The sequence below is a fragment of the Microcoleus sp. EPA2 genome (assembly GCA_020882975.1).
In the GTDB taxonomy this organism is placed as follows: Bacteria; Cyanobacteriota; Cyanobacteriia; order Cyanobacteriales; family Microcoleaceae; genus Microcoleus.
This window is the reverse complement of record JAHRFD010000004.1, coordinates 193661-212753: the sequence shown is the minus strand read 5'-3', so window position 1 is coordinate 212753 and position 19093 is coordinate 193661. Positions and strand designations below refer to the sequence as shown.

Here is a 19093-nt window from a genome sequence, read left to right as displayed (position 1 = left end):
GCAAACATTTATTTATGTTCGCACTTGCCAAGCTTTGGGATCTCTCCGACTGTGAAAAATTGCTGTGACAATCACCCGACTTGATACAATCCGATAGTAAACAGTATAAGGAAAGCGACGCACCACAGATCGCCTAACATCACGATAGACAACTGGATTTGACACTCTCAGGGAGTCAACGCCACTGAGATTCTACTGACAGAATTAGACTAAGTGTATTACCTCAATCTAATCTCGTTACGGCCGTCAAACGCCGTCTACCTAGTCACCAATCGTCAAGCGATAGTTTCTAGCTACTTTTATCATCGTTTTAATGCTTTCAGAATCCATCACTAAGCCAAGACACGGTACGCTCAACATCCTGCCATTATTAGCTCTTTTTGTGTTGCCTCTCAATAGGTGTACTAAGTTGCAGGGATTTCTCCGATACTAGGATGTTTCAACACGTAGATGTTTTTGTTCTTACTCACAATTCAAATCATATCATATTTTCAAGAACACGGGGACTGAAGTCCCCGATCCGCTTCCCTCTCAGGGCTAAAGCCACTGAGTTTCCCGCATCCCGTATTAATTTTTATGATTCTGGCATCTGGCAAATTCGATTTAACGTCTCGTCCACAGAGTCCAAAAAATCGTCGCCAAGTCCTACCTGCTGGCTTTCGTACCAATTGTAAGCCTCATCGAGTTCTTCACGAACTTCTGGCCGAAACACTAGCGCATAATTCATGGGCGTCTTTTTATCGAAGCTTTAATTTGTTCCCAAGTCATTACATCATCTGGATTAGCTTCGGAATCGCTAATCCGCCGATCCAGTTCTTGTTTTTGTATTTCTGTAAGATTGGGGTAAGCTTGCTCTGCTGCGATGCTATCCCAAATTGCTTGTACGAGCCGAATTCGGTCTTCAATACTGAGCGATGTAATTTGATTCAACGTGACAGTGAGATCCATACTAATTAACCTGGAGGAAACAGTGGGCAATTGGTACACTTAAAAATATAGCAGATTTATTGCTCATATTCATTACTTTCTGTCACTTCGGGAATCAGCACAATTACTTCTACTTTGCTATTTTGCTCTAAATTTAACGGTTCATCAATGCACAATTGCCCTTGGTTGTCAATCGTTGCCATCACTTTAATTGCTTTCATAGTTAGTTAATTCAGGTAATCTAGGGTGTCAGAAATAAATTGATGTCTAAGGCTAGTGCCACGATCGCCTTTTTCAAGATTACCAAAAAGTTTAATGAAGTGCGATAACTTTATGGGAAACTAAAAAATAGTCCATAACTGGCAATAGCTGACCGCGAAGTCGTGACCCAAAACCAACCTACCAAACTGGAAGCTCATCAGCAAGTCAAATTAAAAAGTATGGAAATTGAAAAAGCTGGACACGATGCGTTAGAGCTTTTTAAGTCGGACGGCCACCAAATAGAAGCCTTGCGGGCCGCTATTAAGGCTGGGGAAAATTTAAAAACATGGATGCTAAATCATCGGGCGGTTACTACCTATCCCAGTACCAGTCCCATTTTGGCTTTGCAGGTGATTCTCTCGAAAATTCGCGAACGCCATCAGTTTGTCGGACATCGGAGCACCGTCAGGAGTGTCTGTTTTAGCCCGAATCAAGATGCGATCGCCACTGCTTCCATTGACGGTAGCGCCCAATTGTGGAACTTGCAGGGTAAGTGTTTGGTGACTTTTAGCGGACACAAAGACTGGGTAAATAGTGTTAGTTTTAGCGCGAATCAAAGTGCGTTAGCGAAGCCCTCGAAGAGGATCGCCACTGCATCCGATGACAAAACCGCCAAATTGTGGGACTTACAAGGCAATTGTCTAGTGACTTTCACCGGCCATAACGACTGGGTAACTAGCGTCTGTCTGAGCCCCACTGTCCCTGCGCTGGCGACGGCTTCCTATGACGGTACTGCCAAATTGTGGGACTTCCAAGGCAATTGTTTGGTGACATTCAGCGGACATCAGCAATCGGTGACAAGTGTCTGTCTCAGCCCCAAGGGAGACACACTGGCCACCGCATCCTACGATCGCACCGCCAAGCTGTGGGACTTCCGAGGCAACTGTTTGGTGACATTCAGCGGCCATGATGGGTGGGTAACTAGCTTGAGTTTTAGCCCGACAGGAAATGCGATCGCCACAGCATCCTATGACGGTACCGCCAAATTGTGGGACTTAGAAGGCAACTGTTTAGTCACATTCACAGGCCATGATAGTTGGATTACCAGCCTCAGTTTTAGCCCGACAGGAAATGCGATCGCCACAGCTTCAAACGATCGCACCGCCAAAATCTGGGACTTACAAGGCAACTGTTTGGCAACATTCAGCGGCCATGATAGCTGGATCACCAGCCTCAGTTTCAGCCCCACAGGAGATGCCCTAGCTACAGCATCCAACGATCGCACCGCCAGATTGTGGCACTTACAAGGCAACAACCTAGTAACTTGTAGCGGACATCAAAAATCAGTAAATAGCGTTAGTTGTAGTCCCTATCAAGATAGAATCGCCACAGCTTCCAATGACCGCACCGCCAAATTGTGGAACTTCCAAGGCAAATGTTTAGTAACTTTTATCGGACACAACGACTGGGTGACAAGCGTTAGTTGCAGCCCCAATCAACCTAGAATCGCCACTACTTCCAGAGACGAAACTGCCAAATTATGGAACTTCCAAGGCAAATGTTTAACGACTTTTATCGGACATTTTGACTCTGTATGGAGTGTCTGTTTTAGCCCAAAAGGAGATACAATTGCCACTGCTTCTAGAGATGCTACAGCCAAATTATGGAACTTGCGGGGCAAATGTTTGATGACTTTCACCGGACATCAAAGCTGGGTAACAAGCGTTAATTTTAGCCCAAAGGGAGATACAATTGCCACTGCTTCCAGAGACGATACTGCCAAATTGTGGAACTTCCAAGGCAAATGTTTAGCAACTTTAATCGGACACCTTGACTCTGTATGGAGTGTCTGTTTTCACCCCCATCGAGATGTCCTTGCTACTGCATCCAATGACGGTACTGCAAAATTGTGGGATTTCTATGGCAACTGTATGGTAACATTCACCGGACACGATGGACCTGTCTTGAGTGTCTGTTTTAGCCCCACGGGAGATACACTGGCCACTGCTTCAATTGACCGCACTGTTAAATTGTGGGACTTGCGGGGGAATTTATTGGCAGAGTATCGCGGTTATCGGGGGAATTTGAGCGACGGTGAAGCAAATTTTGTCGAGTTAAAAACTCCGATTTATAGTGTTGGTTTTAGTCGAGATGGAAAATTTTTACTATCGGCTTCAGAGGATGGAAAAGTGCGGTTTTGGCCCGTAGAAACTTTAGATGAATTATTAGTGATAGCGAGAGAGTGGCTAGATTAGATGTCCCATAATTATTCATCTCTCTCTTCTCTAACTCTGTGTCCTCTGCGCCCTCTGTGGTTTAATACTATAAAATTTTGTAAAATGCCCGTGACATAATATCAAAAAAAATCTAAAATAAAAGACAGCTCGACCCTAACAATGTAGGTGAGAAAATGTCTGAACTTAGACAAAATCTAATTACCAGAGATTGGGTAATCATCGCCACTGAACGGGCAAAAAGACCGGATCAATTCGCCAACCACAAAAAAATCACAGAATTTCTGCCCTCCCACCGCCCCGATTGTCCGTTTTGTGTGGGAAATGAGGAAGATGGAACTTTGGAAACTTTCTGTTTGGGCGATCGCGCTGACTGGAAAGTCAGGGCAATTCGCAATAAATATCCCGCCCTTTCCCCAAACGCAGAAGGATTTAGAATTTCCTCGGGAATTCATCGCCGGATGTCGGGAATGGGCATTCACGAAGTAATTGTCGAACATCCGCGACATGATTTGACGACAGCTTTGTTAAGCATTGAAGAGGTGAAAAATATACTTGTAGTATATCGCCAGCGTTATTTAGAAATTAGAAAATATCCTCATATTGAAACAATTATTATTTTCAAAAATCATGGTGAAAGTGCCGGAACTTCCCTAGAACATCCTCACTCGCAGATAGCAGCTACCCCGGTTGTTCCCAGTCAATTTCGCACCAGGATTGATGAAACTATTCGATATTTTGACGATACCGGAGAGTGTTTGTTTTGCCGGACTTTGGAAGATGAATTAGCTGCTGGTGAAAGGGTGATTTTTGAGAGTAAACATTTTGTGGCTTTTATCCCTTATGCTGCGCTTTCACCGTTTCATATTTGGATTTTTCCCCGCCGCCATGCTTCGTCCTTTGATGATATTACCGATCCAGAGATGGCTGACTTGGCTGATACTTTGAAAACTGTACTGGCTAAGCTTTATTATGGATTGAATAATCCCGATTACAACTATAATATCCGGTCTGTGCCGACGGCGGAACAGGGTACTAAGTATTTTCACTGGTATATTGCGATTATTCCCAGGGTTTCTAAGCAAGCTGGGTTTGAGTTGGGTAGCGGAATGTTTATCAATACTGCTTTACCGGAGGAAAGTGCGGGTTTTTTGCGATCGATCTTAATTCCTTCTTAATTCCTCTCGATCCGCCCTAACCAGTGGGCGGGCGAGTACAGGGGCACCGCCGCCACAAAAAAGTGTCGCGTAAATGTATCAGGGAAATCAACCACCTCTAGTTTCCCTATTCCCTATTCCCCATCTCAAAATAAACCTTCGACGTACTGCCAGTAGTCGTCGCTAAAACTAGCTTGCAATATTTCTCTAATCTTGATGTCGATAGCTAATTGACTCTCACCGGGATCGCCACTATCGCCGATTTCCCAGCCCCCATCGGAGAAATTTTGTTGGAGATGGGAGAGTTGATGGGCAAAATTCGCCAGAAAATGATGTTCGTTTACCCATTCTGCCGGATCGGGTATTGCTGAACTAGCAAAGGTGCGATCGACTAAATTATTGTTGAAACCATTGTCAGTCTGGTTTTGCATACTTCTGTTGATCGAGAACTTGAATTCGCAGCTAATTAGTCGCTTATTCTATCTTAATCTTAACTCTGAATTTCCTAGGGCGATCGCGATCTGCCCCTGGAAGTGATATATTGGGGTCTTTTTGGCGATCGCGATCCAATCTCATTTTGGCATTCCTATGCTAAACTATGCGGCCCTAGATTTTAATCTTAAAAAATCTTATTATCTTTTTTTTGATGACTGTTTTTTTATGAACCGCAGAGTCCGCAGAGTCCGCAGAGTCTAAGAAGAGAAAACTCAATAATTCTGATGCCAACGGATTGGATAGGATTAGCTACAATTTTGAGCGACGAAAATCAGATTTTCAAGTAGTAAAATTGGATAAATTTAAACTCAAAAATTCATCAATTGTTCTCAATTAATTAAGGCTGACATCAAATCCGTTGGTATCGTCCTGTATTCATCTCTCTTCTCCTCCTCTGTGCCCTCTGCGCTCTCTGCGGTTAAATCATTCCAATGCAACCGTAAACAATATGACGCACAGCCCCTACAAAAATCTATAAGTAGATGCTGTGCGTAAGTTTTATCATCACTAAATAAACTTTCTCGCCTCTACTAAAGCTGCGTCAAACTTGAGCAATACATCCTCTTCAGTATGAATCAGTTTCTCCTGTTCCAGCAGCGGCCTCCCGAAGCGAAAAATACCATCCTGTTCGACGTGATCTACATTAGGTAGGGTTTCTGGATGTGGCAAAAACTTTCTGCCAATGGTGTACGGCGTGTGGTAAGAAAAACTAAAATCAGGAAATTTGTCACTCTTGATTTCCAGATAATAAAGGGAATAATAATCTTTGGTTTCGCAGTAAACGCAGTCGCGACACTTATTTACCAGTTTGCGGTTTTGATAGAAAAAATCCCACTTGTCCCAATAGTAATCATCTTTCATCATTTCCTGGTGGTCGTCACAAAGTTCGAGATACAATTTATCAGCATCGTGGGGACGATAAAAGTACAGCATGGCGTAGGGCATTTCAATCAGTACCTTGACTGCTTGATTTTTGCGCTGATACCATTGCTGCCGATGAATTTCGTAAATTTCGTTATGTTCAATAGCTTTGGCGCTGTTAAGCTGATTTTCTTTGGCCCACCGCGAAGCCCAAACTGTCCAGTAAGCTAGCTGGAAAGTTGCAGAAATTTCAGCAGAACCTTGTTCTTCCCAGTCGGCAATAATTTTTGACCAAGCTGAACTAAAAGCTAATCGCGAGTCTGCCTTTTCTTGCTGGCTTTCTCGACTGATTGGGGTAGCTGTTTTGCGATTATTCTGAATCTGTCCTTTTGGTTCGTTGCGCCAACTATTGATATCGGTTTGTGAGAGAGTCAAGATGAATCTTCTGTCGTGAACGGGATATTCTAAATGAATTCCTGACTTGAGGAAGGTGCGATATTCTAAAACAGGGAGTTTGCCTTGTTCAATCCATTGTTGGCGTTCTTTTGAGGAACATTTGAGCAGTTTTTCTAATTCTACTGGCTCGACGGCTAATTCACTTTTGAATGTCTCCCAAAATCTTTCTTGTTCGGCTGGGTTTACCTCGATCGCGGATACAATTGTGCTAACGAGGTGGTCTATTTGGTCGGGGCAATTGTCAGGGAGTCCTAAAAATTCGAGTAGTTGGGCTTTGAGTATGCGTCTGGAAGAGATTAGCGAGGCTAACATGAGAAGCTCCAGTAGAGTCAGAACTTGTGCCCTTGTTGAATTTGCAAGATTTGCACAAGTCTATATATCTTACGGCAATTTAAGACTCGATCGCCCGTAATTCCCACTCAAATCAGCATAAATACTCAAATTTTGTGACAAAGGTCGATCGACCCCGTAACTAAAAGCGATAATTGCGCTGTCGCACCCACAGACTCACAGGCACTGCATGACCTGTTTTGTCCACTTTTACTTCTACCACAAAAGATTCCCGCTGTGCCCTTTGAGCTTCCCCAATCTCCTGATTGACCTTTTCCCTTTCATTTTCTGGCATATAATAAGTTTCCAAACCATATTCCATCTGCCAGCCATTATATTTACCCTGAATGGCGATTTGATTTGCAGGTAAATTCGCGGGATTTTCTAAACTAACGCGGACTGGTTTCCAAGCTTGGGGACGGCCAGCATTGGTCTGGGTTTTTGGCGATTCCAAAATCACATAAAAACTGGTTCCCGACTTGACCTTGTAATTCTTTGATGGTGGGCAAACAACACCGGATGGACAAGGTTTGTTGTCGCTTGGTAACTCTTTCCATCCCGGTAATTTTTCGAGATTATTTGGCTGAGAAATATCATAACTCAAAACTTGGTAATATCCGCGCATTAAATCGTAAGGGTCTACTGGTACTGTTTGCAAAACCACTGTTTTACCAGTGACAAAAGTGTAGACTGCCGAAGCTGGTACGGTGATAATTAGTCCTATTTGGAGCAATAAAGGAATCCACATTCGCCACGCGGGAATACGTTTGGCTTCCGGGGGAATCTGAAACAAATTTGTTTCTTCTGGATTTTCAGTTAATAAATCAATGTTGTTGGTGTTCATGTTTATCTAGGGGTTATGTTGTTGAGGGTTATTTCGGAATTATTAAACCACAGAGAACGCAGAGAACGCAGAGGAAGAGAAGAGAGATAGATGAATGATTTTTATTCGTCTTTGATGGTGGCGAAGTGTCGCTCGAACCACAAGCCAGCGGCAATTACACCAATGCCACACAGCACAAATACAAAAGATTTTAGCAACAATTCAGTATTGTATTCAAACAATCTGCTGATTATTTGTAAAGTTATCAATACCATGCCTCCCCAAAAACTCCGGCGGTTTCCTAGTGCTAAACCTTCTCGAATTAAACCCACCGCTAGCAGAAATAATAAAACGTTAAACAGAAAAGTTGCTAATTGGGGGAGAGGAGAAACATTGAGATGGTAAAACGGTATTAAGGCGCTGATGACGATCGCAATGGCGATCGCACCTGTAGTCAAATCCACTCCTTTTTGTTTTGGTCGGCGCAGTTCCAAACGTCCCAAATGCAGCCACTCAAACACCGTTAAAGCACCCAAAACAACTACATTTGTCAAAACACTCCAATCCAGGGGAATCTGCGAAGGAGCGGGGGAATCTTGCCACAGCCAGTGGAAGGAAAAAAAGTAAAAAAGACCAGCCAAAAATATCAATCCTAAACTGCGGGCGGTAGCTTGAAACAGTCTGCTGTCTATATTCGGCCACATTGCATCGTCGTATCCCCACAACAAAGCGGGTGGTAGGGCGCAAAAAATGGCAGCGCCCCAGGTTGGATTTAACCCTTGGATGATGGAAACTTGTAGGGAAAAAATGAGGACGATCGCACCTAGGGCAAATATAGCACGCGATCGACACCAATAAGCTAGTGGTATAAACATGATACTGGCGGCGATCGGCATTTGTCGCACCAAAATTTCCAGCCAAGAAAACTCGACTTTAGAAGACCAATCTAACACAGCTAGCCAATAACCTAAACCGACTAAAAGTGCTGACAAAACGCCCAAGGAAGTCAACCGCAAACTGTAAGCCATTCCGAGCACGCCGATTCCCCAAGCGAGGAAAAGTCCGTAGGAAGAACCGCCAATATGAAACATTTGCGCCATCAGTGCCATATTTGCTCCTAAAATCAGAGCTCCTAATAGCAACAATCCTTCACCTAAAAGTTGGTTTCGCCCTTTGGTTCGGGGTATATTTGGATTAGAGTTTTTGCTGCGGGATGGGGGAATTCGCCACAGATAGAAACCTGCTGCATTCACTGCTACGAATAAACTTAATAACAGTGCAACTCTGGATTCTCGCGACCAAACTTGCCAGTTTGCTGCTACAAACGTGATGACTCCTAGGGCGAGGAGAATGCTGCCGAGACTGATGAGAATGCCCAGGAATCGGTTGCGGGAGGCGCTTTCGAGGGTGTGGAATTGGTAGCGATCGGCAAGTTGTTGGTAGAATGAAGTATCGATCAGTCCTTCTGCTTCCCAGAGTTTAGCTTGCGATCGCAATTCTCGTCGAAATTTATCTGAAATCATGGTGTATATTCCAGAGGATTTGAGCGGTGATAGCTTTCAATATGTCAGCGATCGAGTAATTGTAGGTGGAAGCTGGGACACCTGTCTAAGTTGCACAGTAGATTTGATACGAAATCCTGTAGTTAGGAGACGGCACTGCCCATTGGTGTCAACTTAAGCCTGAAAGCCATATAAATGTAGCTCTTAGGCAAAGTCTAGATCCCCCTAAATCCCCCTTAAGAAGGGGGACGAAAGAAAAGACTCTTGTCCCCCCCTTCTTAAGGGGGGCTAGGGGGGATCTAAGTTTAATAGTCAAACAACCATCTGTGACTGGGTTTGAGCTTAAGTTGACACTAATGGGCACTGCCCATTGGTGTCAACTTAAGCCTGAAAGCCTTGAGAAATCTCGTTTTTACCTGAGTCCAGATCCCCCTAAATCCCCCTTAAGAAGGGGGACTTTGAGAAGACTCTTGTCCCCCCCTTCTTAAGGGGGGCTAGGGGGGATCTAGATTTAATAGTCAAACAGCCATCTCTGACTGGGCTTGAGCTTAAGTTGACACCTATGGGCACTGCCGTGTCCCTACAATTAATAAGGAATGTAATATTATGGTACAAGCTCAATCTAAAAAATTAACCTTTGATGAGTATCTTAACTACTCAGATAACACCGATAATCGCTATGAATTAATTGATGGAGAGTTAATCGCTTTGCCGCCAGAATCTGAACCTAACAATTTCATTGCCAACTATCTATTTTTCTATTTAGCTAGCAGCGGGCTAGTGCCACTTAGATTGATTAAAATTCATAATTGTGAGGTTCAAGTTGCTGTTTTGCGATCGGGAGATGCCGCCAATCGCTACCCAGATTTGATTATTTTGGAACCCGAACACATTCCGCTGACAGCAAACAGGTTAACTATTACCTTTGATATGTTGCCTCCTCGGTTGGTTGTGGAGGTAGTTAGTCCGGGTAGGGTGGGTAGCGATCGGGATTACGAGCGCAAACGAGCTCAGTACGCAGCGCGGGGCATTGCAGAGTATTGGGCGATCGATCCAATTGAACAAGTAGTGACTGTTTTGCGGCTTGAGAATGGGCAATATGTTGAGGTTGGGGTATTTCGGGATGGAGAGGCGATCGTATCTCCGATGTTTCCACAGCTAAGTTTGACGGTTCAACAGATTTTGAGTGGAGAGGTTTAAGGGCGGATCAATAGCTAATTGGTTAGCATTCATCTAACCACCTACCGATTAGTGAAAATCTCCACTCTCAACCTGATTAAGGCCATGTTTCAATCCCTGATAGGGATTTAGGTTGATTGCAAGCTGTAAGTTTCGCTAACAGTCACACCATTTTTAGATAGTGACGTGAGAATATTACCAACCTTACTTTGCTAAATAAATCTAGGCGAGGAAACTCAAATTTCCCCGCCTAGGATGGGGAACCGCCACCGCTAGGTCAAGATAGTGAAATTTTTGATAAATTTGTAGTATGGTTCTATACTTAATATAAAGTTATCTCGTTTTTTGAGTTATTTTATTTTGAGGTAAATTATTATGTGGGTGGAAGAAAAAATTACGCTTAATGAGTATGTATATGCTATTTTACGTATTCATTCAATGACAAATCTTGTTCATGCAATTGATGTTTATCAAGTTGACAGTTCCCTATTTAATTATCGGGGGGTTAAAAGGTTACATCAGGAACCATATGGAATTACTAGGGAAGAGGCTATTAAAAAGGCTGAGGAATTTTTGCAGAGCGGCTCCGGGGCGCAATCTTAGGTTTACCAGCTATAACCTGAAAACAAGTTTTCCTCCTCTCAACAGTGAGTTACTCAGTCTCAACAACTGGAGATTAAATTAACAGCACCGGAAGAAAATCTGACTGTAGCTCATTATATCCAATTTTCCCGCCTAGAACAAAGTTTTGGAGTGAGTGGGAAAATTGGGACTTTTCCCGCCTAGGACGTGAAACCCTTGTGGTTCAAATGTCTTACAGGATAAAAAACAGTAAAACGAAACTGTAGGACACAATTAGTTCCGTGCAGTTAATGCCATTTCCATAAACGGATAGGCAGAGAAACTCAAAATTCCTTATCTACAGCTCCTGGTTCGTAATATGGTTCAGTTAACACTCTCCAACAAATTTTAATCTCATAATTTTATCGGACATACAGGTACTTTTGGGATGTCCAATTGTTCTTAACTGAACCGTATTAAACTGCTTCGGACCGCCTCCTGTGGTGTAACGAACCGATATTGAGGGATGCAAGTATGAAGTCTAACAGTTCAAATCAGAGGCAGCGAGTAACCTCGAACTTAGTAGAAACGACTTAAAATGTCTCCTACATTTGAGTTGTTGGTCTTTGTTTGAACAACAAAAAATTTATGAGGGTTTATCATTTTGTTCAGTAAATTGTGCAATTGCAAACCTAAGCCTCATTTGCTGCTCATACCCTGGATTGTTTTTGGGCCACTCAAAATCCATATCTCCTCCGCAGCAATCTACCGAGTTAGGAGAGACCAGAAATTTAATCCCACGGTCAATTAATCCCTCAATTAGAAAAATACGCTCTGCTAGAGCGTCCTCATTATAATCAATTGCATATAAACCCCAACATTTATTAATGAATGGATCTATTACCTCATATATAAAATCAATAGTTTCTCCACAGAAGTCAACTTTTTGTGGGGGCGCAAAGTGCTGTATAGAATTTCTCAATTTACCGAAAGCTTGATACTTTTCTAACTCTAACTCTTCCAGCTTTATACCAGTAGTCGCCCATAGCCGTTCGGGTAAGTCTTTGTATTGAATAGTTGTACCACTTTCACATAAGTGCTTAAGTTCTAAAAAATTATCAGTTGCCTTTTTGGAAATAGGAAACTTCTCAAAAATAAGTAAGGGATGCTCCTGGGCTATACGTGCTTTGATTAATATTTCCGCTGCATGGGCTGCTTGTAAAACGGAAAGCTCCGGCCAGCTATTGTTGTGATCACTCGCAGAATTTGCGTGCCAATTTGCATGGGCTAGAGCACCCAAGCCAAGCGCCAGCATATGTTCTGAAACCTTTTCCAACTCTGAATTCAAGGCTATCTCCTTTCTTAAAATATGCCATTATATTTGGCTGAATGACAAGACTACGCCAAACTAATTGTACACAATTTACCTGTAAGTAAATCGGCGCGAAAAATATCCCTATAGAAGCAAGAGCAAAGTTTCCCCATGCTCTCTAGTGGCTAACTTAAACCTCTTTACATAGTGTTACATTATTCAGTTTAATCTTGCCTACCTATCCATATCTCCTAGCTTAGATATTGGAAGTGCAAAAGTTAAATCAGGATATGACAGTATTCTGACCTAGCGCTTGAAAGTTTTACGGCAAGGTAGCAGGGTGTAGCAGAGCAAAGTTTACTCTGCATAACAGCATTTTAAAATAGGATTATTACTGAGATTCTGATTGCTGACGAGCCATCTCTACTCCTTTGATAATACCAAAGATGAATAGCCCTCCTGCTGCCACAACACCAGCTATAGGCAAAGCTACTGTTGTAGTTGTGGTAAACCCGATAACTCCAAGAATCCCCGGAGCCGAAGAAGTAATTGTAGCAATTGTCACAGAACCTGTCCCAGTAGCTGCCGCTGCACTGGTAATAGCACCCACAATTTTCAAATCATCCATAGCTCTTCCCTAAGATATCTAAAATCATTAATTGAAAAACGCTTTCTTGAGTCCGTATACTGCTAAACCGACAACAGCACCAGCAGCAACAACGGGTGCTGCACCAATTGCAACAGCGGTTCCGCCAACTGCTAAACCCATCCCACCTACTGCACCAGCTACGGTTGCTCCCGCAGCAGCACCACCAGCTACATACCCAATTGCCTCTGTTTTATCTTGAGAGTCATCTTTATGTTTAGACATTTATCATTTCTCCAAAAGAGAGGGATTACAAGTAAGTCCTATTGCATAATTTAACCTTTTTTGAATTTAGTGTCTACCGTAAAAATACTTAAACATCAACTCTTTACATAAAGACCTGTAACAGTGCCAACCTATCCGACTGTGCCAGCGCTCCGACCGTACCAGCGCTCCGAACGTGCAGCCGTGCCAGACGTGCGACCGTGGGACCGTGCCAGACGTGCGACTGTGCGAGTGCCAGCCGTGCCAGACGTGCCAGCAAGTCGCTCACCCTGTTGCCTCAAAATCATCCGATCGCCTCGGTGTCATCCGATCGCCCTGTTGAATCTGGCAATTTGAAGGGGTAACGACAGACTAAAAAAATTACCCCCTCAAAAAACACCTACCCCTAGGCGCAAATTTTATCCATCAACCCGATTTAAATTCCAATCATACGGCAAAAAAACGATCGCACATTCATCACTCACCGCCACATCCGCACCCAAATAACCACCGACATATCCAGCCACCGAACCCGCCACCTTCACAAAATCCTCACCATACCAATCAAAAATCTTACTCAAATAAAGAGTCTTTTTCCCAGCATCGTACTTCACCTTATCAGGATTATGAATAAAACCCTTAGCATCTGCTTCCAATTGAATTAGTACCGACTCCGGGAAATAAGCCCCGCGACGCAACATCGGACATCCCACAGCAGCGCAAACTAACGCAAAATGGATGCGGGGTTCCCTAAATTCCCGGCGCAAAATCCCGTGTTCGATTTGATTGAGACTATACTTTTTTCTCCCAATTGTCCAAGTTGAACGGGTGAAGAAATCCAAAAAGCTCAGCCAGTTGGGAATTCCCAAAACTTTGGGACGGATGGAGGCGATCGGATATACTTCAAGAACTTGAGCAATGGCGATCGCATTATACACATTCAGCCACAAAGCCAGACGCTCATTCCCATCAGTCACAGCAGCCAAATCCACAGCCGCCAAACTTTCCAGCCACTCTCTCAAAACCTGTGCCGACTCAGCTTTCCAGCGCCCATAATTCACGCGCCCAAAATCGTCAACATAGGTGTGTAGCAAATTGTCCCAAGTCTCAAAGGCGATCGTATTTATCATTCATTGCTCAGCTAAACAACATTTAGTTTGCATTGTGAAATCTCTTAAAACTATTGTGGGACGGGCTAGAAGCCCATCCGCGACTTGACCAATTAGCTTCTATTTATTTAATAGTACCATCAACCCAAGTCGCACCTTTGAGCTTAGCGTTGTCCAAATTAGCCCCCGTTAAATCTGCCCCAATTAAATTAGCATCAGTCAAATCCGCACCTTGTAAATTAGCCTGTCGCAAAGAAGCCCCGCTCAGAGAAGCCCCCCTTAAATTAGCCCCCGCCAAATTAGCCCCTCTCAGATTCGCCCCCCTCAAATCAGCCTCTTGCAAATCAGCATTTGCCAAATTCACCTCTGGTAAAGGAACGCTTCTCAAATCGCAACCTTGACACTGGTTAGTTTCCCGCAACTGGTTGAGTTGTTGGGGGTTAGCTGCTATCGTCGTTGTTACCAGGCTAAGCATCAATCCACAGGATACAGATCCCAAAATTAGAGATTTCATGGTCTTGATATTCTACAATTTTATAACATTCTCAATTTAAACTTCAATTGCCCTCGATATCTTCCGCTAAACTCCTATCTCAATTTTCACACCCCCTTGGGATTTTTAAATTATCATTCCCCAATCCCCATGAATCATCCACAAAAATTCGGCGACAAACTGTTAGCTGCCATTGAAAGCAATCAAAGTTTGCTGTATTTGACCCTAGACCCCCAACCCGAAACTTTCCCAGATACACTGTCCATAACCACAGATTTCTTGGCAAAAGCTAAATGGGCGATCGACCAAACAGCAGACTTAATTAGTGCGTGCAAAATCACCCTAGGTTTTTACCAATCTCTCGGCATTCCCGGCTGGGAACTACTGCAACAAATATTAGCAATTATTCCTCCTCACATTCCCGTAATTTTAGATGCCAAACACTGCGATTTAAACACCAGCACCCTATTTGCCAAAACCGTATTTGAAGACTGGCAAGTTGACGCTGTTACTTTGAGTCCCTATGCCGGATTCGACCAAGTAGCGCCCTTTTTATTATATCCCAACAAAACTGTTTTTGTCCTTTGTGCTACTGCTAATCCCACCGCCGCCGCTTTACAAGAATATCCAACACCAGAAAATCCTTTTTACCTACAATTAGTCCGAGTTTCTCAGACTTGGGGAACCCCTGAAAAACTCGGTTTACAAGTAGGAGTAATGCCGGATATGTTAGCGCGGATTCGTCAAGCCGCTCCCGAACGCCTAATTTTAGTTGAAGGAGACATCCCAGAACAAAATGACTTGACAGAACAAAACGACCTTGCAGAATTGCTGGCGGCCGGTTTAAGTAAGAATGGTGAAGGTTTATTGCTACCAATCCCCCCTAGTTTATTCGACTGTCAAGAGCCACGCTTAGAAATTCAGAAATTGCGGGATAATATTAACGAACAGCGACTAAGGGCGATCGCAGGTAGTCCTACTTGCGAATTATGGCTACCGGATGTTTGCTTTTTGCAACCGGAACCTCACCGGGATTTAATCTTGCAACTTTATGATATTGGCTGCGTAGTGTTTGGCGACCACGTACAAGCATCAGGAGCAGTATTTCCATATTACATTGACTTGCGAAAGATTATCTCAATTCCGCAAATTTTTCACCAAATAGTCAGCGCCTATGCAGAAATTCTCAAAGGCTTAAAATTCGATCGCATTGCGGGAATCCCCTATGGTTCCTTACCCACAGCAACTGGTTTAGCTTTGCGGATGGAACGGCCAATGATTTTTCCCCGCAAGGAAGTGAAAACTTACGGTGCCGGAAAGTTAATTGAGGGGCATTTTCAGGCGGGAGAAACTATTGTGGTAGTTGATGATATTTTGATTAGTGGCAAGAGTGTGATGGAAGGGGCTGCTAAGTTAAAATCTGCTGGGTTGAATGTGGAAGATATTGTGGTTTTGATTGACCACGAACAAGGAGTAAAAGATAAATTGCGGGTGAATGGTTATCGGGCTCATTCTGTGTTAGCGCTTTCGGAAATTGCTCAGATTTTGTATCAAGCAAATCGGATTGATACGGAGCAATTTCATCTTTTGACTGCGGAACATTAAATGCTCATATCTTAACATTCAACACACATTTTCGGTGGATTTGGGTGATGTATGGGGCGGGTTGATATAGATGGTTGATGAGGGTTATATATAGCAGTCATAAATGAGTAGTAAAGTTTTTTACCCCACCCCAACCCTCCCCTTATGAAGGGGAGGGAGTAAGAAATTCAGAAATGATTTAGGATTGCTATATTATTCGTAAAACCCGCCCCCGCCCCACCCACAATTGATTTGGATGATGTATGGGGCGGGTTGATACAGATGGTTGTTGAGGGTTATATATTATTCGTAAAACCCGCCCCTACCCAACACACAATTATTGCTTTACAAAACTTCGATCAAGGCATTGCCCATCGCCCGACAACCGACAAGTTTCATGCCTTCTGACATGATATCACCAGTGCGATAACCTCGGTCCAAAACTTCCACCACCGCTTGCTCAATCTTAGTCGCGGCTTGCGGTTGGTTCAAAGCATATCGTAACATCATAGCTGCACTCAAAACTTGGGCGATGGGATTTGCTTTATCTTGTCCAGCAATATCCGGTGCAGAACCGTGAACGGGTTCAAAAACTCCCGGTCCTGTGGCACCCAAACTAGCAGAAGGTAGCATTCCAATACTACCAGTTAACATTGCTGCGGCATCAGAAAGAATGTCACCGAATAAATTGCCAGTTACAATTGTATCGAACTGTTTTGGCCACCGGATTAACTGCATTGCTGCATTGTCAACGTAGAGGTGAGAAAGTTCCACATCAGGGTATTCTGAGGAAAGGGCAATTATGCGATCGCGCCACAGTTGCGAAACATCCAAAACATTCGCTTTATCCACGGAACACAGCCTTTTCCCACGCTTCATCGCCGTCTCAAAAGCTACTCGCCCGATGCGATCGATTTCTGACTCAGTATAAGCCATTGTATTGACACCGCGTTTTTCCCCAGTTTCCGTTTGAAAAATACCCTTCGGCTTCCCAAAATAAATGCCCCCAGTCAATTCGCGGATCACCATAATATCCACACCTTCGACAACTTCCTTTTTCAAAGAAGAAGCATCAACTAATTGAGGTAAAATAGTCGCGGGACGCAAATTAGCAAACAAACCTAATCCGGCACGCAGCCCTAAAAGTCCCGTTTCTGGCCGTTGTTCGCGGGGTAAATTATCCCACTTGTAACCGCCGATGGCTGCTAATAATATGGCATCGCTGTTGCGGCAAATTTCTAGGGTTTCATCGGGGAGTGGATTGCCTGTTTCATCAATAGCAGCACCTCCCATTAAAGCTTCTTGAAATTTAAAGTCAATGTCGAATTGTTTGCCGACAATTTTTAGGACATCTACTGCTACTGCGATAATTTCAGGACCGATTCCGTCTCCGGGTAACAGAGTGATGCGGTAGTTTTGTGTCATATCTACTAAGTTGATAAATTTTGCGAACTTATGATTATATCAGGACAAGTTACCTAAAACTTGAGAAAGTTGTTTGTAGTAAAAAGGTTTATAATTACTTGAATCATTGCTTTTTATTGCATTTTCCTGCTTCCTGCTTCCTTCTTCCTTCTTGCTTCGGCTATAGTTCGATCGCACGTACAGCAATTTGGAAGGAGTCTCTCCGTGACAGCAGGCGAAGATACACCAATATCAGAACAGATTGATTCCAAGGACTTTTCCTGGCCCTTTTGGCCCCTAGTCCCTATCTATCCCTACAGCAGGCGGCGGACAATCCGCAAGGAAATCGTTAAGGACACAATCTGGACTTTTGACCAACTTCAGGGCATTTTCTACGTCGTTGTTCCGATTCGGATGACGGTGATTAAACTCGAACCCGAAGGCCTTCTCGTCTACGCCCCCGTGGCGCCTACTCCTGAATGTATCCGCTTGCTCAACGAGTTGGTGGCAGAACATGGTGAGGTTAAGTATATCTTGCTGACAACTATTTCTGGCATCGAACACAAGGTTTTTGTCGGCCCCTTTGCTAGGTGTTTTCCCACCGCCCTGGTGTTTGTCGCCCCGCAGCATTGGAGTTTTCCGCTGAATTTACCCCTGAGTTGGCTGGGTTTTCCCGCCAAACGCACCTTTGTACTTTCCGCCGATAGCAGCAAAGCGCCTTTTGCCGATCAATTTGATGTGGCTATTCTAGGTCCCATCGACCTTCGCTTAGGTTGGTTTGCGGAAGTGGCGCTATTTCACAGGCGATCGCGCACGCTGATGGTAACAGATTCTGTGGTTTCGATCCCTGAAAATCCACCGGCGATCGTCCAACTCGACTCTTATCCCTTGTTATTTCACGCCAAGGAAAGCGCTGCGGCACCCGTGGCAGAAACTCAGGAAAATCTGCGCAAAGGGTGGCAGAGAATTGCCCTATTTGCGATGTATTTTCGTCCTAGCGTGTTGGAAGTGCCGTCATGGTCATCTGTATTAGCAGGGGCCCTCAAAGCCCCTGAACGTTCTGCCAGAGCCTATTTCGGCTTGTTTCCCTTCAGGTGGCAAGCGGATTGGAGGCGATCGTTTGAGGCCTTGCGGTCCGGAGGGCGATTGTTTGTCGCACCGATTTTGCAAGCTTTGATTCTCAATCGCGCACCCCAGGAAACCCTCGATTGGGTCGATCGAGTCGCGAGTTGGGATTTTGAAAGAGTGATACCCTGTCACTTTGATTGTCCCGTCGCCGCCAATTCCCGTGAATTTCGGCAAGCATTTTCTTTTCTGGAAAAACACTCTGATGTCAACCTTTTGCCAGAAGCAGATTTTCAATTACTTAGGGATATTGATGCAGGTTTAAATAAAATTGGTATTGTCCCGCCAGCTAAGGAGAAAGTTTAGCAATTATTGCCAAATTCAAAATTATGTATACGTTGCTATCGACTTAAGATATTATGAAGTTATATTATAAAGTCGGCATGGGGCATCGGCACGACTCTAAATGGACAAATAGGGAAGGTAAGACTGCCTCGGCAGCACATCCCCGTCAACTGTCAAGAGTAACCGCCCTCACAGAGCGGTGAGT

21 protein-coding genes are annotated in these 19093 nt (G+C 43.9%); 7 read left to right on the top strand and 14 right to left on the bottom strand.

What is annotated here, in order from left to right; genetic code table 11:
- Window positions 1-12: 12 nt before the first annotated feature.
- From AAFP14_RS06670 to AAFP14_RS06655, 4 genes are all read right to left on the bottom strand, one after another.
- Entirely contained in the window at window positions 13-165 is a 153-nt protein-coding gene (locus AAFP14_RS06670; protein WP_341731507.1) for a hypothetical protein, read from the bottom strand.
- 409 nt (window positions 166-574) lie between these two features.
- Window positions 575-727, bottom strand: coding sequence for a type II toxin-antitoxin system RelE/ParE family toxin (locus AAFP14_RS06665; protein ID WP_341731506.1), 153 nt, complete (start codon window positions 725-727; stop codon window positions 575-577).
- Entirely contained in the window at window positions 724-948 is a 225-nt protein-coding gene (locus AAFP14_RS06660; RefSeq protein ID WP_341731505.1) for an addiction module protein, read from the bottom strand. Before AAFP14_RS06660 ends, AAFP14_RS06665 begins: the two co-directional genes overlap by 4 nt.
- A gap of 56 nt (window positions 949-1004) precedes the next feature.
- Window positions 1005-1148, bottom strand: a complete 144-nt coding sequence (locus AAFP14_RS06655; protein WP_341731504.1) for a hypothetical protein — start codon at window positions 1146-1148, stop codon at window positions 1005-1007.
- Window positions 1149-1310: 162 nt separating this feature from the next.
- Here AAFP14_RS06655 and AAFP14_RS06650 point away from each other — a divergent pair, with 162 nt between their 5' ends.
- Together AAFP14_RS06650 and galT are read left to right on the top strand one after the other, a co-directional pair.
- A complete protein-coding gene (locus AAFP14_RS06650) occupies window positions 1311-3383 on the top strand; it encodes a WD40 repeat domain-containing protein (protein WP_341731503.1) in 2073 nt (690 codons plus the stop codon).
- Window positions 3384-3538: 155 nt separating this feature from the next.
- Window positions 3539-4540 (top strand): galactose-1-phosphate uridylyltransferase, encoded by a 1002-nt coding sequence (galT, locus tag AAFP14_RS06645; RefSeq protein WP_341731502.1) that lies wholly within the window; start codon window positions 3539-3541, stop codon window positions 4538-4540.
- A gap of 125 nt (window positions 4541-4665) precedes the next feature.
- Here galT and AAFP14_RS06640 read toward each other — a convergent pair whose 3' ends face one another.
- The 4 genes from AAFP14_RS06640 to AAFP14_RS06625 all read right to left on the bottom strand — a co-directional run bounded on the left by AAFP14_RS06640 (window position 4666) and on the right by AAFP14_RS06625 (window position 9007).
- Window positions 4666-4950, bottom strand: coding sequence for a hypothetical protein (locus tag AAFP14_RS06640; RefSeq protein ID WP_341731501.1), 285 nt, complete (start codon window positions 4948-4950; stop codon window positions 4666-4668).
- Between the two features lie 571 nt (window positions 4951-5521).
- Window positions 5522-6643, bottom strand: coding sequence for a hypothetical protein (locus AAFP14_RS06635; RefSeq protein WP_341731500.1), 1122 nt, complete (start codon window positions 6641-6643; stop codon window positions 5522-5524).
- Window positions 6644-6803: 160 nt separating this feature from the next.
- Window positions 6804-7505 carry a GDYXXLXY domain-containing protein gene (locus tag AAFP14_RS06630; protein WP_341731499.1) on the bottom strand — a complete coding sequence of 234 codons (702 nt, stop codon included), beginning with the start codon at window positions 7503-7505 and terminating at the stop codon, window positions 6804-6806.
- 101 nt (window positions 7506-7606) lie between these two features.
- Window positions 7607-9007 (bottom strand): DUF2157 domain-containing protein, encoded by a 1401-nt coding sequence (locus tag AAFP14_RS06625; protein WP_341731498.1) that lies wholly within the window; start codon window positions 9005-9007, stop codon window positions 7607-7609.
- Between the two features lie 585 nt (window positions 9008-9592).
- Between AAFP14_RS06625 and AAFP14_RS06620 the strand changes: the two genes are divergently transcribed.
- Together AAFP14_RS06620 and AAFP14_RS06615 are read left to right on the top strand one after the other, a co-directional pair.
- Window positions 9593-10186, top strand: a complete 594-nt coding sequence (locus AAFP14_RS06620) for a Uma2 family endonuclease (RefSeq protein WP_341731497.1) — start codon at window positions 9593-9595, stop codon at window positions 10184-10186.
- A 354-nt stretch (window positions 10187-10540) separates the two neighbouring features.
- Window positions 10541-10768 (top strand): hypothetical protein, encoded by a 228-nt coding sequence (locus AAFP14_RS06615; protein ID WP_341731496.1) that lies wholly within the window; start codon window positions 10541-10543, stop codon window positions 10766-10768.
- Between the two features lie 604 nt (window positions 10769-11372).
- Here AAFP14_RS06615 and AAFP14_RS06610 read toward each other — a convergent pair.
- The 3 genes from AAFP14_RS06610 to AAFP14_RS06600 all read right to left on the bottom strand — a co-directional run bounded on the left by AAFP14_RS06610 (window position 11373) and on the right by AAFP14_RS06600 (window position 12909).
- A complete protein-coding gene (locus tag AAFP14_RS06610) occupies window positions 11373-12074 on the bottom strand; it encodes a hypothetical protein (protein ID WP_341731495.1) in 702 nt (233 codons plus the stop codon).
- 355 nt (window positions 12075-12429) lie between these two features.
- Window positions 12430-12666, bottom strand: coding sequence for a hypothetical protein (locus tag AAFP14_RS06605; RefSeq protein ID WP_341731494.1), 237 nt, complete (start codon window positions 12664-12666; stop codon window positions 12430-12432).
- Window positions 12667-12693: 27 nt separating this feature from the next.
- Window positions 12694-12909, bottom strand: a complete 216-nt coding sequence (locus AAFP14_RS06600) for a hypothetical protein (RefSeq protein ID WP_341731493.1) — start codon at window positions 12907-12909, stop codon at window positions 12694-12696.
- 123 nt (window positions 12910-13032) lie between these two features.
- On the opposite strand from AAFP14_RS06600, the gene AAFP14_RS06595 reads away from it, so the two are divergent.
- On the top strand, window positions 13033-13245 hold the full coding sequence (locus AAFP14_RS06595; RefSeq protein ID WP_341731492.1) for a hypothetical protein: 213 nt from the start codon (window positions 13033-13035) through the stop codon (window positions 13243-13245).
- A gap of 62 nt (window positions 13246-13307) precedes the next feature.
- On the opposite strand, the gene AAFP14_RS06590 is transcribed toward AAFP14_RS06595, so the two are convergent.
- A complete protein-coding gene (locus AAFP14_RS06590) occupies window positions 13308-14018 on the bottom strand; it encodes a DUF547 domain-containing protein (RefSeq protein WP_341731491.1) in 711 nt (236 codons plus the stop codon).
- Window positions 14019-14121: 103 nt separating this feature from the next.
- Complete coding sequence (locus AAFP14_RS06585) at window positions 14122-14511, bottom strand: pentapeptide repeat-containing protein (protein ID WP_341731490.1); 390 nt, start codon at window positions 14509-14511, stop codon at window positions 14122-14124.
- A gap of 129 nt (window positions 14512-14640) precedes the next feature.
- On the opposite strand from AAFP14_RS06585, the gene AAFP14_RS06580 reads away from it, so the two are divergent.
- Entirely contained in the window at window positions 14641-16095 is a 1455-nt protein-coding gene (locus AAFP14_RS06580; protein ID WP_341731489.1) for a bifunctional orotidine-5'-phosphate decarboxylase/orotate phosphoribosyltransferase, read from the top strand.
- Window positions 16096-16419: 324 nt separating this feature from the next.
- Here the strand turns inward: AAFP14_RS06580 and leuB are convergent, their stop codons facing one another.
- Window positions 16420-17499 (bottom strand): 3-isopropylmalate dehydrogenase, encoded by a 1080-nt coding sequence (gene leuB / locus AAFP14_RS06575; RefSeq protein WP_341731488.1) that lies wholly within the window; start codon window positions 17497-17499, stop codon window positions 16420-16422.
- 204 nt (window positions 17500-17703) lie between these two features.
- Here leuB and AAFP14_RS06570 point away from each other — a divergent pair, with 204 nt between their 5' ends.
- Complete coding sequence (locus tag AAFP14_RS06570) at window positions 17704-18909, top strand: DUF4336 domain-containing protein (protein ID WP_341731487.1); 1206 nt, start codon at window positions 17704-17706, stop codon at window positions 18907-18909.
- The last annotated feature ends 184 nt before the right edge of the window (window positions 18910-19093 follow it).